This window comes from Thauera phenolivorans (genome assembly GCF_001696715.1).
GTDB lineage: Bacteria > Pseudomonadota > Gammaproteobacteria > Burkholderiales > Rhodocyclaceae > Thauera > Thauera phenolivorans.
In genome coordinates, this window is the sequence record NZ_MBFM01000004.1 from 353,046 (window position 1) to 366,856 (window position 13,811).

Below are 13,811 nucleotides of genomic sequence, written 5' to 3' on the forward strand. Positions count from 1 at the left end.
CACGGTGCGCTGCAGCGGGCGGAATCGCCAGGGCAGGTCGTGGAGGTTGGCATCGAACTGGATGGTGACGCTGCGGCTCGGGTCGACCTGGGTGTTGGCCGCCGCGCGCGCGCCCCGTTCCGCCTCCGGACGCAGGAAGTTGTTGATGCCGGTCGCTTCGCAGATCTGCTCGTAGAAGGGCACGAGCAGGAAGCCGAAACCGAACATCATCGCCGCGGACAGGCCGAGGCGAACGAGCAGTCGCCGGTTCTCGCCGGTGCGGAAATCGCTGCGCCGCGCGCTCATCGGCCGAACACCTTGTACTTGACGATGACGAAGAGGAAGAAGCCGAGGGCCACCGCGCCGAGCAGCAGCCCGGTGCGGATGTTGGCGGCACGGCGGCGGTCGGGTTTCACGCTCACCTCACCACCGGGGCGACCTCAAAGGTGTGGTGCGGCGCCGGCGAGGGCACGGTCCACTCGAGTCCCTCGGCGCCCTCCCAGGCACGGGCCTCGGCCTTCCTGCCGCCACGCACGCACTTGACCAAGACGACGAGGAAGATCAGCTGCGACAGGCCGAAGCCGAAGGCGCCGACGCTGGCCATGGCGTTGAAGTCGGCGAACTGCAGCGCGTAGTCGGGAATGCGGCGCGGCATCCCGGCCAGGCCAAGGAAGTGCATCGGGAAGAAGGTGATGTTGAAGAACACCATCGAGCACCAGAAATGCAGCTTGCCGAGGAATTCGCTGGGCATGTGCCCGGTCCATTTCGGGAGCCAGAAGTAGGCCCCGGCGAAGAGCGCGAACAGCGAGCCGGCGACCAGCACGTAGTGGAAGTGCGCGACCACGTAATAGGTGTCCTGCACCTGGATGTCGATCGGCGCGATCGCGCAGATCAGCCCGGTAAAGCCGCCGATGGTGAACACGAAGAGGAAGCCGGTGGCCCACAGCATCGGCGACTCGAACGTGAGCGCGCCGCGCCACATCGTCGCCACCCAGTTGAACACCTTCACCCCGGTGGGCACGGCGATCAGCATCGTCGCGTACATGAAGAACAGCTGGCCAGCCGCCGGCATGCCGGTGGCGAACATGTGGTGCGCCCACACCGCGAAGGAGAGGATCGCGATAGACGCGGTGGCATAGACCATCGACGCGTAACCGAACAGCGGCTTGCGCGCGAAGGTGGGGATGATCTGGCTGACGATGCCGAAGGCCGGGAGGATCATGATGTAGACCTCCGGGTGACCGAAGAACCAGAAGATGTGCTGGTACATCACCGGGTCGCCGCCGCCGGCGGCGTTGAAGAAGCTGGTGCCGAAGTGGCGGTCGGTGAGGATCATGGTCACCGCGCCGGCGAGCACCGGCATCACCGCGATCAGCAGGTAGGCGGTGATGAGCCAGGTCCAGCAGAACAGCGGCATCTTCATCATGGTCATGCCGGGCGCGCGCATGTTGAGCACGGTGACGACGATGTTGATCGCGCCCATGATCGAGCTGATGCCCATGATGTGGATGGCGAAGATGGCGAGGTCCATGCCCATGCCCATCTGCACCGACAGCGGCGCGTACAGCGTCCACCCGGCGGCGGTGGCGCCGCCCGGCACGAAGAAGGAGCCGAGGAGCAGGATCGCCGCCGGCGGCAGCAGCCAGAAGCTCCAGTTGTTCATGCGCGCGAAGGCCATGTCGCTGGCGCCGATCATCAGCGGGATCATCCAGTTCGCGAAGCCGACGAAGGCCGGCATGATCGCGCCGAACACCATCACCAAGCCGTGCATCGTGGTGAGCTGGTTGAAGAACTCGGGCTCGACCACCTGCAGGCCGGGCTGGAACAGCTCGGCACGGATCGTCAGCGCCATCACGCCCCCGGACAGGAACATGATGAAGCTGAAGATCATGTACATCGTGCCGATGTCCTTGTGGTTGGTCGTGGTGAGCCAACGCATCAGGCCGGTGGGGCCGTGGTGGGCGGCGTGTCCGGCGTGGATCGGATCATGGGTCAGGGTGGCCATGCGGGGCGCCTCCTGTCGGCGTGCGGGTCGGGGTGGGGTTCGGGGCGGGAAGACCGGCGCTGGGCGTCAGCCCGGATCGGCCGGCGCCTGGGCGACGGCCATCTTCGACTTCTGCTCGGCGACCCAGGCGGCGTAGCGCGCCTCGGACACCACGTGCACCTCGATCGGCATGAAACCATGGTCGCGGCCGCACAGCTCGGCGCAATTACCGCGATAGACCCCCTCCTTCTCGGCGAGGAACCAGGCGTCGCGGATGAAGCCGGGAATCGCGTCCTGCTTGACGCCGAAGGCAGGCACCCACCAGGAGTGGATGACGTCGTTGGCGGTGAGCACGACGCGGATCTTCTTGCCCACCGGCACCACCACCGGGTTGTCCACCTCGAGCAGGTAGGCATCGCCCTTGGGCGCGGCGCCCTCGATCTGCTCGCGCGGGGTCGACAGCGCGGACAGGAAGCGGATCCCCTCGCCCTCGCCCTGCAGGTAGTCGTAGCCCCACTTCCACTGATAGCCGGTAGCCTTGATCGTGATGTCGGGGTTGGAGGTGTCCTTCATCGCGATCACGGTCTTGGTCGCCGGCCAGGCCATCCCGAGCAGGATCAGGATGGGGATGACCGTCCACGCGATCTCGACCCCGGTGTGCTCGTGGAAGTTGGCCGCGACCGCGCCACGCGACTTGCGGTGACGGATCACCGACCAGAACATGACGCCGAACACGCCGATGAAGATCACCAGGCAGATGATCAGCATGAAGGTGTGCATGTCGTCGATCTGCGCCGCGATCGTGGTGACCGGCGCCTGCAGGTTGTAGCGCGCGTGCGGCTCCTGTGCGAGCGTCGGCGCCGCGGCGAGAAAGAGGGAAAGGCCTGCGATGTGGCCGGTACGTCCCATGTTGTCTCCCCGGATTTATCGTTATCGGCAGATGCAGCTGATGTTGCCATAGCGAATTTGGCACTCGCAACACGCATATTTGATGAAAATCAATATATTGCATTGCAATAAGTGCTAGATGACCCACACGCTGCGGCATTGGGTCGCAGCTTCGGGGTTTTCCCACGGGTTTTTTTGCTGCAGCGCGACAGGAACCTGCGCCTGGAGCCGCTTCCGCGCCCGGCTCATTCGGTATTACGCTATCGATGCCTGCCGCGCTCGCCCCGGAGTCCGCCCTGGAAACCCAAGTCCTGTCCACCTTCGACGTCGTCGCCGGCCTGCTCGGCGGCATCGGTCTGTTCCTGATCGGCATGCACATGCTGACCGAGGGGCTCAAGCTGGCCGCGGGCCGCGCCCTCGAGGGGCTCCTCGAGCGCGGCACCGCGACCCGTCCGCGCGGGCTCGCAGCGGGCGTACTGATGACCGGCCTGGTGCAGTCCTCGACCGCGGTGACGGTGGCGAGCATCGGCTTCGTCAACACCGGCCTGCTCTCGCTGCAGAACGCGCTGTGGGTGGTGTTCGGCTCCAACCTCGGCACCACGATGAACGCCTGGCTGGTGGCGGCGCTCGGCTTCGGCTTCAGGATCGACGCCTTCGCCCTGCCCTTCGTCGGCGTCGGCGCCACCCTGATGCTCGCCGGGCGGACGCTCCGCGCGCGCGCGCTGGGACAGGCGCTGGCCGGCTTCGGCCTGCTCTTCCTCGGCATCGATGCGCTGAAGGACACCTTCGCCGGTTTCGGCAGCGCGATCGACTTCCACGACTTCCTCGCCCCGGGCATCGCCGGCTGGCTCACCCTGGTGGCGATCGGCACCCTGATGACGGTGCTGATGCAGGCCTCGGGCGCGGTGATCGCGATCGTGATTACCGCCGCCCAGGGCGGGCTGATCTCGGTGGAAGCGGCCTGCGCGATCGTCATCGGCACCAACATCGGCACCACCTCCACCGCGATCCTGTCGGCGATCGGCGCCACCTCGAGTGCGCGCCGCCTGGCCGCCGCCCACGTCATCTTCAACTTGGTCACCGGCGCGGTCGCGCTGGCGATCCTGCCCCTGCTGATCGGCCTCCTCGATCTGCTGCGCAACTGGCTGGAAACGCCCGCAACGCCGGCGGTGATGGTGGCGATGTTCCACACCGTGTTCAACCTGCTCGGCGTGCTGCTGATGGTGCCGCTCGCCACCCCGATGCTGAAGGTGCTGAGCGGCCGCTTCCGAGGCCGCGAGGAGGCGCTCGCCCACCCACGCCACCTCGACGACAATTCGCTGGCGATCCCCGACCTCGCGCTCCACGCGCTGCGCATGGAGCTCGGCCGCACCCAGGGCTTCGCCACCACCGCGCTCGACGCCTCCGCGCGCCGGCCGCAGGATGAGGCGACGATCGAGCGCGAAACCTCGGCGCTCGAGACGCTCGCCCCCGCGATCGCCGACTACACCCGCCGGCTAAGCGGCGCCAGTCTGCCGCCGACCCTGGTCGAGGCGCTGGCACGCTGCCTGCGCGCGCTGCAGTATCAGGAAAACGCGGCGGCCGCCCTGCGCGAGGCACGCACCCTGGGCGCCGCGCTCGGCAGGGCGGAGAGCCCCGAACTGGCGAGCGCAGCGAGCGCCTTCGTCGAAGCGACCGCCGCGCTCGCCCGCGCCGCCGACGCCAGCCGCGAAGACTTCAACACCGGCGCGGTCGAGCTCAGGCTGCAGGAGGCGGAGGCGCGCTATCAGGCCCTCAAGGAGGCACTCTTGCTGAGCGGCGCCCACGCCCGCCTCGACATCCGCAGCATGCAGGACTGGCTGCGCCTGGCGAGCCTGCAGCGGCGCGCCGCCGAGCAGGTGGCGAAAGCCGCGCGCATGATCGCGGTGCTCGAAGGCGTGGCCCCTGCGCAAGCAGCGCGCCTGGACGGAGACCACGGCGACGCGATCGCCAACCACGGCGGCTGAGTGGACGCATCGCCTCCCTGCCGCAGGGCGCCGCGCAGCGGAACGTCCACCGCCGCGCCGTAGCGAGGCCCCCGAGCCGGTACAATTGCGCGCCATGAGTGCTCCGTCGCCGACTTCCGCCCCGCCCGCCGCCCGATCCGCCCTCCATGTTCTCGAACACGTCTTCGGCTACGCGGCCTTCCGCGGCGAGCAGCAGGCGATCGTCGAGCACGTGGCCGCCGGCGGCGATGCCCTGGTGCTGATGCCCACGGGCGGCGGCAAGTCGCTCTGCTACCAGATCCCGGCGCTGCTGCGGGAAGGCACGGCGATCGTGGTGTCGCCGCTGATCGCGCTGATGCACGACCAGGTCAGCGCGCTGGTCGAGGCCGGCGTGCGCGCCGCCTTCCTCAACTCCAGCCTCGACATGGATGCCGCGCGCGCGGTGGAGCGGGCGCTGCACGACGGCGCGCTCGATCTGCTCTATGTCGCCCCCGAGCGCCTGATGACGCCGCGCTTCCTCGATCAGCTCGACTACCTGCGCGACACCGGCCGGCTCACGCTGTTCGCGATCGACGAGGCGCACTGCGTGTCGCAGTGGGGGCACGACTTCCGCCCCGAGTACCTGCAGCTGTCGATCCTGCCCGAGCGTTATCCGGCGATCCCGCGCATCGCGCTCACCGCGACCGCCGACCGCCAGACCCGCGAGGAGATCGCCGATCGGCTGAACCTGCAGGACGCGCGCCGCTTCGTTTCCAGCTTCGACCGCCCCAACATCCGTTACACGATCGTCGAGAAGGACGATCCGCGCCGCCAGCTGCTGCACTTCCTGCGCGAGGAATTCCCGTCCGACGCCGGCATCATCTACTGCCTTTCGCGGCGCAAGGTCGAGGAGACCGCGGCCTGGCTGCAGGAGCAGGGCCTCAACGCCCTGCCCTATCACGCCGGCCTGCCGCAGGAGGTGCGCGCCGAACACCAGACCCGCTTCCTGCGCGAGGACGGGCTGATCATGGTGGCGACGATCGCCTTCGGCATGGGTATCGACAAGCCCGACGTGCGCTTCGTCGCCCACCTCGACCTGCCGCGCTCGATCGAGGGCTACTACCAGGAGACCGGCCGCGCCGGCCGCGACGGCCTGCCCGCGCAGGCGTGGATGGCCTGGGGCGCGCAGGACGTGGTGCAGCAGCGGCGGATGATCGACGAATCCGAGGCGAGCGAGGAGTTCAAGCGCCTGGCGCGCAACCGGCTCGACGTGCTGGTCGGCCTGGTCGAAGCCACGACCTGCCGCCGCCAGCACCTGCTCGCCTACTTCGGCGAGGACTCCACCCCCTGCGGCAACTGCGACAACTGTCTCAACCCGCCACAGACCTGGGATGCCACCGAGGCCGCGCGCAAGGCGCTGTCCTGCGTGTATCGGACCGGTCAGCGCTACGGCGCCGGCCACCTGATCGACGTGCTGCGCGGCGAGCTCACCGACAAGGTGATCGAGCGCGGCCACCAGGACATCACCACCTTCGGCATCGGCAGCGAACTCGACGAGAAGCGCTGGCGCACGGTGTTCCGCCAGCTGGTGGCGCGCGAGCTGGTGGCGGTGGACCACGAGCGCTACAACGCGCTGCGCCTCACCGACGCCGCCCGCCCGCTGCTGCGCGGCGACGCGGAATTCCACCTGCGCCTCGAGCGCGAGCGCAGCAAGGGGCGCGCCCGGCGCAGGACTGCCGCCGCGCTCGACATCCCGGGCGGCATCCCCACCACGCTGTTCGATCGCCTGCGCGCGTGGCGGGTGGCGACCGCGAAGGAGCGCAACGTGCCCGCCTACGTGGTGTTCCAGGACGCCACGCTGCGCGAAATCGCGATCGCGCGACCGCAGTCGCTCGCCGAGCTGGGCGGCATCAGCGGCATCGGCGATCGCAAGCTCGAGGCCTACGGCGAGGCGATCCTGGAGATCGTCGCCTCGACGAGCTGAGCGAACCGCGTCGCCAGCGCCGAGAGGTCAGATCACCTTCAGCAGCTCGACCTCGAACACCAGGGTGGCGTTGGGCGGGATCACGCCGCCGGCGCCGCGCGCGCCGTAGCCGAGCTCGGGCGGAATCGTCAGCTTGCGCTTGCCGCCGACCTGCATGCCCTCGACCCCCTCGTCCCAGCCGCGGATCACGTGGCCGGCGCCGAGCGGGAAGTTGAAGGGGTCGTTGCGATCCTTGCTGGAGTCGAACTTGCGGCCGTCGGTGAGCCAGCCGGTGTAGTGCACCGACACCATCTTGCCCTTCACCGCGGTGTCGCCGGTACCGACCTCGATGTCGTCGATGACGAGGCCGCTGGGGGTGGTAGTCTGGGTCATGCGATTGCTCCTGCGGGTTGGGAAAGGGCGGATTCTACCCGCCCCGCCCGCGCGCCGTCCTTTCCTGGTGCCGCGCGGCTCGGCCTCAGCGCCTGAAGCGCTCCTCCGCGATCGCGTCCGCCACCTCGCCGGTGGGCCGCTCCTCGCGGCGGGCACGCGCGAACACCGCCATCAGGTTGTCATGGATGCCCTCGATGTGCGCCATCACCGCGGCGCGGTCGAAGCCGGTGCGCTCGTAGCAGACATCGATGATGCCGCCGGCGTTGATGACGTAGTCGGGCGCGTAGAGGACGCCGCGGCGGAACAGTTCGGCGCCGTGGCGCGGCTCGGCGAGCTGGTTGTTGGCGGCGCCGGCGACGATCTTCGCCTTGAGCCGCGGCAGGGTCTGGTCGTTGATCACCGCGCCGAGCGCGCACGGCGCGAACACGTCGACCTCGAGGCCGAAGATCTCCTCCGGGGCGACCACGGTGGCGCCGAGCTCGCGCCCCGCCCGGGTCAGCGCGTCGCGGTGGATGTCGGTGACCCACAGCTCGGCGCCGGCCTCGCGCAGCTGACGGGCGAGGTCGAAGCCGACGTTGCCCACGCCCTGCACCGCCACCCGCAGCCCGGCGAGCGAGGCACGGCCGAGGCGCTCCTCGACCGCGGCGCGGATGCCGACGAACACGCCGTAGGCGGTGGCCGGCGAGGGGTCGCCGCTGCGCATGCCCTCCCCGGTCGGCTTGTCGACGATGCCGGCCACATGGCGGGTGTGCTGCGCCATCGTCTTCATGTCGGCGACGCTGGTGCCGGAGTCCTCGGCGGCGATGTAGCGGCCGTCGAGGCGCTCGACCGCGCGCGCGAAGGCCGCGAGCAATTCCGGCGTCTTGTCGGTGCGCGGGTCGCCGATGATGACCGACTTGCCGCCGCCGAGTGCGAGCTTCGCCATCGCCGACTTGTAGGTCATGCCGCGCGACAGGCGCAGCACGTCGCGGATCGCCTCGTCCTCGCTGGCGTAGGGCCACATGCGGCAGCCACCGAGGGCGGGGCCGAGGTTCGAGTTATGGACGGCGATGATCGCCTTCAGTCCGCTCTTGTCGTCGCTGACGAAGACCACCTGCTCGTGGTCGGCGAAATCGGTCTGGGAAAAAACGGCCATGCTTGTCTCCTTCCTCATGGGATGGTGGGTGATGATTGCTGCATGAACTGCCGGGTAGGCAGGGGCGACCGGCGCCGCGGATGGCGGCGCCGGTCGGATGGGATTGCCTGGCGCCGGCCGAGGGCTCAGCCGGCGACGATCGGGATCAGCTTGTGCACTCGTGCGGCGGGCTCGGCCGCAGCCGGCGCGCCGCCGCGAAAGCGCGCGAGCAGCGCGGCCTCGCGCTTGCGGGCACCGGCGAGGTAGCGCTCGCGCACGTGACCGAAGCCGCGGATGTGCTCGGGCAGGGCGGCGAGCTGCACCGCGAGGTCGTGGTTGGCGGGCTGGAGGCCGGCGAGAAGCTCGTCGACCAGGCGCTCGTAATCCGCGATCAGGGCACGATCGAGCCGGCGGTCGTGGCTGCGGGCGAAGGGATCGAGCACGCTGCCGCGCAGGTGGCGGAACTTCGCCAGCACCCGCATCGCCTTCAGCATCCAGGGACCGTAGTCCTTCTTCCTGAGCTCGCCGGTGTGCGGATCCTTGTCGGCGAGGGTCGGCGGGGCGAGATGGAAAACCAGCTTGTAGTCGCCCTCGAACTGCTCTTCGACCCGCTTCAGGAAGTCGGTGGCGGTGTACAGCCGCGCCACTTCGTACTCGTCCTTGTAGGCGAGCAGCTTGTGGTAGCCGCGCGCCACCGCCTCGGTCAGCGTGGTCACGCCCGGCACCACGCGCGCCTCGGCGGCGCGCACCCGCTCCACCAGATGCGCGTAGCGCGCGGCGTAAGCCGCGTTCTGGTATTCGCGCAGATGAGCCTTGCGCCGCGCCACCAGCTCGTCGAGGCTGGCCGACAGCGCGTGGTGCGCGGGCGTGCCGTGCTGCGGCCGGGCGGCCTCGGCGACCGCCTGCGGATCCACCGCGGCGCGGCGCCCCCACAGGAAGGCGGCCTTGTTGGCCTCGGCCGCGGCGCCGTTGATCTCGATCGCGCGCAGGATGGCCTCGCCGCCGAGCGGCACCAGCCCCTTCTGCCAGGCGTAGCCGAGCATGAACAGGTTGGTGGCGATCGAATCGCCGAGCAGTGCGGTGGCGAGCCGGCTGGCGTCGATGAATTCGGCGCGCCCGGCACCGACCGCGTCGACGATCTGCGCCTCCATCGAGCCCGCGGGGAACTGCGGATCCGGATTGGCGGCGACATCGCCGCTGCGCGCCTGGGCGGCGAAGCCGCGCACGAACTCGCTGGTCATGGTCTGGTCGCGGTTGATCACCACCCGGGTGTGGCCGGCGCGCATCTTGGCGAGCGACTCGTCGCCGGCCGCCACCACCAGGTCGCAGCCGATCACCGCATTCGCCTCGCCGGCGGCGACGCGGGCGGCGTGGAGCTGCTCGGGGCGGTCGGCGATGCGCACGTGCGACCACACCGCGCCGCCCTTCTGCGCCAGCCCCGCCATGTCGAGCACCGAGATGCCCTTGCCTTCGAGGTGGGCGGCCATGCCGAGCAGCGCGCCGATGGTCACCACGCCGGTGCCGCCGACGCCGGTGATCAGGATGCCCCACGGCGCGGCGGTCGAAGGCAGCTGCGGCTGCGGCAGCGGCAGCTCGGCGAAGCCCGCGGCCGCGGTGCCCGCCGCGCTGCCCTTGCGCAGCCGGCCGCCCTCGACGGTGACGAAGCTCGGGCAGAAGCCCTTCACGCAGGAGAAGTCCTTGTTGCACGACGACTGGTCGATCGTGCGCTTGCGGCCGAACTCGGTCTCGACCGCGGCCACCGACATGCAGTTCGACTTGTCGCTGCAGTCGCCACAGCCCTCGCACACGAGCTCGTTGATCACCACACGCTGCGCGGGGTCGGAGAAGGTGCCGCGCTTGCGGCGGCGGCGCTTCTCGGCGGCGCAGGTCTGATCGTAGATGATCGCGGTCACCGCCGGCAGTTCGCGCAGCTCGCGCTGCACCGTCTCGAGCTCGTCGCGGTGGCGGATGGCGATGCCGTGCGGCAGATCGGCGGGGCCGTAGGCGCGCGGGGTGCCGTCATTGACCACGACCACCGTGCCGACGCCCTCGGCCAGCAGCTGGCGCGCGATGATCGGCACCGACAGCGCGCCGTCGTGGGGCTGGCCGCCGGTCATCGCCACCGCGTCGTTGTAGAGGATCTTGTAGGTGATGTTCACCTTCGCCGCCACCGCCGCGCGGATGGCGAGGATGCCCGAGTGCATGTAGGTGCCGTCGCCGAGGTTGGCGAACACGTGCGGGGTGTTCGTGAATGGCGCCTGGCCGATCCAGGGCACGCCTTCGCCGCCCATCTGGCAGAAGGTCTGGGTGTGCTCGGGCGACAGCCAGGTCGCCATGTAGTGGCAGCCGATGCCGGCGATCGCGCGCGAGCCCTCGGGCACCCGGGTCGAGGTGTTGTGCGGGCAGCCGGAGCAATAGTGCGGCACGCGGGCGATCGACTGCCGCGGCCTGGCGAGCGCCGCCTCCTTGGCTTCGAGGAAGAGCAGGCGCGCCTTGATGCGGTCTGAGGTGTAGAAGCGCGCGATGCGGGCGGCGATCGCGCGCGCGACCATCGCGGGGGTCAGTTCGCCCGCGGCCGGCAGCAGCCAGTCGGCGTGGGGCAGGCTCCACTCGCCCTTCTCGTCGAACTTGCCGATGACGCGTGGACGCACCTCGTCCTTCCAGTTGTAGAGCTCCTCCTTCAGCTGGTACTCGAGGAACTGGCGCTTCTCCTCGACCACCAGGATCTCCTCGAGGCCCTCGGCGAAGCGGCGCACGCCCTCGGCCTCGAGCGGCCACACCATGCCCACCTTGTAGACGCGCAGGCCGATTTCGGCCGCCAGGCGCTCGTCGATGCCGAGGTCGTCGAGCGCCTGGCGCACGTCGAGATAGCTCTTGCCGCTGGTGATGATGCCGAGCTTCGCATGCGGGCTGTCGATCACCGTCCGGTTGAGCTGGTTCGCTCGGCAGTAGGCGAGCGCGGCATACAGCTTGTGATGGAGCAGGCGCTCCTCCTGCACCAGGGGCGGATCGGGCCAGCGCAGGTTGAGGCCGTCGGCGGGCAGCGGGAAGGCCTCGGCGGAGGGGATCACGGTTCGCACCTTGAACGGATCGACATCCACCGAGGACGAGGTCTCCACGGTGTCGGTGAGCGCCTTGAACGCCACCCAGCAGCCCGAGTAGCGCGACAGCGCGAAGCCGTGCAGCCCATATTCCAGGTATTCCTGGATGCCGGCCGGCACCAGCACCGGCATCATCAGCGCCTTGAACACATGTTCGGTCTGGTGCGGCAGGGTCGAGGACTTGGCGGCGTGGTCGTCGCCCGCGATCACCAGCACGCCGCCGTGCTCGGAGGTGCCGGCGGCATTGGCATGGCGGAACACGTCGCCGGTGCGGTCGACGCCCGGGCCCTTGCCGTACCAGATCGAGAACACGCCGTCGTATTTCGCATTGGGGTCGAGCGTGACCTGCTGCGTGCCCCACACCGCGGTCGCGGCGAGATCCTCGTTGAGGCCGGGCTGGAAGCGGATGTCGAGCGCGTCGAGGAATTTCTTCGCCTTCCAGAACGCCTGGTCGACATTGCCGAGCGGCGAGCCGCGGTAGCCGGTGACGAAGCCGGCGGTGTTCAGCCCGGCGGCCTCGTCGCGCAGCTTCTGCATCATCGGCAGACGCACCAGGGCCTGGATGCCGGTCATCCACGCGCGACCGGACTTCAGGGTGAATTTGTCGTCCAGACGGACATTGGGCAGTATGTTCGACATGGTGGTGTGAACCGCCGCGCCCCGCCTTGCGCCATGATGGTGTCACGGGCTGCGGGACTGCCGGCGTCGTCTCCTTTTATGATTGAATGCGCGTCCGCGAGCGCCAACGCGGAAAACAATGCTAAGGAGTACCGGCAGGAAAATTTTTTCTCAATTGAGGCCACGGAGGCCGTTATAAGAAAAATTTTTCCACTCATCACAAATTACGATCACGCCTCCCTGCCGGGCTGCGCCGCCCGGCAGGCAACGAAACGCAGGGAGGCAACGGCGCCGACGCGCGACTCCCGCCCGCCGTGCACCGCCCAACCCTGCCGATGACGCCACGAGCGTCGGCATACGAGAGGAGACCTCAGCAGTGACCACATCCACCTCAATCACGCGAGACCCGCAGCGGGGCTCGGGTTCCATACCGGGGGCCCCGGGCCACGCCCAGTGGTCGTCCCGGATGGGCTTCGTGCTCGCCGCGACCGGCTCCGCGGTCGGCCTCGGCAATATCTGGAAGTTTCCCTACATGGTCGGCCAGAGCGGCGGTGGCGCCTTCGTCGCCGTCTATCTCGCCTGCATCCTGCTGATCGGCGTGCCCATCCTGGTATCGGAATGGCTGATCGGCCGCCGCGGCCAGAAGAACCCGATCAACACGATGTCGCAGCTGGCGCGCGAAAACGGCCGCCATCGCAGCTGGGCGCTGGTCGGCGTGATCGGCGTGCTCGCGGCCTTCCTGATCCTCTCCTTCTACAGCGTGATCGGCGGCTGGGCCCTCGCCTACACCGGCGACGCGGCTTCGGGCGGCTTCACCGGTCTCGACAAGACGGCGATCGGCGCTGCCTTCGAGAGCTTCCTCGCCGGCCCGGGCAGCCTGCTCGGCTGGCACTCGGGCTTCATGCTGCTGACGGTGGCGGTGGTCGCGATGGGCGTGTCCGGCGGCCTGGAGCGCGCAGCCAAGCTGCTGATGCCGGCGCTTGCGCTGATCCTGCTGATCCTGGTCGGCTACGGCATCAGCAGCGGCGGCTTCGGCCAGGCGGCGCAATACCTGTTCAACCCAGACTGGAGCAAGCTCAACGGCGAGGTGGTGCTGGCCGCCCTCGGCCACGCCTTCTTCACCCTGTCGCTCGGCATGGGCATCATGATGGCCTATGGCTCCTACCTCGGCGAGGACGTCAGCCTGCTGCGCGCGGCGAGCACCGTGGTCGCCTTCGACACCGCCTTCGCGCTCTGCGCCGGCCTGGCGATCTTTCCGATCGTGTTCGCGAACGGCCTCGACCCCGCCGCCGGGCCCGGCCTGGTATTCGTCACCCTGCCGATCGCATTCGGCAGCATCGCCGGCGGCGTGCTGCTCGGTACGCTGTTCTTCCTGCTGCTGAGCTTCGCCGCCCTGACCTCGTCGATCTCGCTGCTCGAGCCGGTCGTGGAGACGCTCGAGGAGCGCACCCCGCTGAACCGCTTGGGCGCCACCGCGGTGGCCGGCCTCGCGACCTGGGCGCTCGGCATCGGCGCGCTGCTGTCCTTCAACGTGTGGGGCGATTTCAAGGTCGCGGGCCTCAACCTGTTCGACCTCCTCGATTACGCCACCAGCAAGTTCATGCTGCCGCTCGCCGGCCTCGGCGCGATCGTGTTCGCCGCCTGGAAACTCGAGCAGCAGGGCGTGCGCGCCGAGCTCGGCCTCGGCCGCGCGGGCTTCGGGGTATGGACCCTGCTCGCGCGCTACGTGGCGCCGATCGGCATCCTCGTGGTGTTCTGGCACAACCTCTGAGCGGGAGCCGCCGCGTGCGTGCGCGCGGCGAAGCGACCCCGACGCCAACGGCCCTGC

9 protein-coding genes are annotated in these 13,811 nt (G+C 69.3%); 3 read left to right on the forward strand and 6 right to left on the reverse strand.

Translation table 11 applies throughout. The features are described from left to right. The 3 genes from BB334_RS18015 to coxB form a co-directional block, all read right to left on the reverse strand. On the reverse strand, nucleotides 1-285 hold a 285-nt coding region (locus BB334_RS18015; protein WP_198531230.1), incomplete at its 3' end, for a cytochrome c oxidase assembly protein. Between the two features lie 112 nt (nucleotides 286-397). Continuing rightward, a complete protein-coding gene (ctaD, locus tag BB334_RS11575) occupies nucleotides 398-1,984 on the reverse strand; it encodes a cytochrome c oxidase subunit I (RefSeq protein WP_068808652.1) in 1,587 nt (528 codons plus the stop codon). A 66-nt stretch (nucleotides 1,985-2,050) separates the two neighbouring features. After that, nucleotides 2,051-2,872, reverse strand: a complete 822-nt coding sequence (coxB, locus tag BB334_RS11580; RefSeq protein WP_068808653.1) for a cytochrome c oxidase subunit II — start codon at nucleotides 2,870-2,872, stop codon at nucleotides 2,051-2,053. A gap of 245 nt (nucleotides 2,873-3,117) precedes the next feature. Between coxB and BB334_RS11585 the strand changes: the two genes are divergently transcribed. Continuing rightward, nucleotides 3,118-4,836: a Na/Pi cotransporter family protein gene (locus BB334_RS11585; RefSeq protein WP_198531231.1), complete on the forward strand. Its 1,719-nt coding sequence runs from the start codon at nucleotides 3,118-3,120 to the stop codon at nucleotides 4,834-4,836. A gap of 94 nt (nucleotides 4,837-4,930) precedes the next feature. After that, entirely contained in the window at nucleotides 4,931-6,778 is a 1,848-nt protein-coding gene (gene recQ / locus BB334_RS11590) for a DNA helicase RecQ (protein ID WP_088179180.1), read from the forward strand. Between the two features lie 27 nt (nucleotides 6,779-6,805). Here recQ and BB334_RS11595 read toward each other — a convergent pair whose 3' ends face one another. From BB334_RS11595 to BB334_RS11605, 3 genes are all read right to left on the reverse strand, one after another. Beyond that, nucleotides 6,806-7,150, reverse strand: coding sequence for an FKBP-type peptidyl-prolyl cis-trans isomerase (locus BB334_RS11595; protein WP_068808655.1), 345 nt, complete (start codon nucleotides 7,148-7,150; stop codon nucleotides 6,806-6,808). An 85-nt stretch (nucleotides 7,151-7,235) separates the two neighbouring features. Continuing rightward, the gene (locus BB334_RS11600) at nucleotides 7,236-8,285 is read right to left on the reverse strand and encodes a Glu/Leu/Phe/Val dehydrogenase dimerization domain-containing protein (protein WP_068808656.1); all 1,050 of its coding nucleotides are present in this window, start codon (nucleotides 8,283-8,285) and stop codon (nucleotides 7,236-7,238) included. Between the two features lie 125 nt (nucleotides 8,286-8,410). Continuing rightward, nucleotides 8,411-12,004 (reverse strand): indolepyruvate ferredoxin oxidoreductase family protein, encoded by a 3,594-nt coding sequence (locus tag BB334_RS11605; protein ID WP_068808657.1) that lies wholly within the window; start codon nucleotides 12,002-12,004, stop codon nucleotides 8,411-8,413. Between the two features lie 406 nt (nucleotides 12,005-12,410). On the opposite strand from BB334_RS11605, the gene BB334_RS11610 reads away from it, so the two are divergent. Beyond that, nucleotides 12,411-13,754: a sodium-dependent transporter gene (locus BB334_RS11610; RefSeq protein ID WP_269799007.1), complete on the forward strand. Its 1,344-nt coding sequence runs from the start codon at nucleotides 12,411-12,413 to the stop codon at nucleotides 13,752-13,754. Nucleotides 13,755-13,811: the final 57 nt, after the last annotated feature.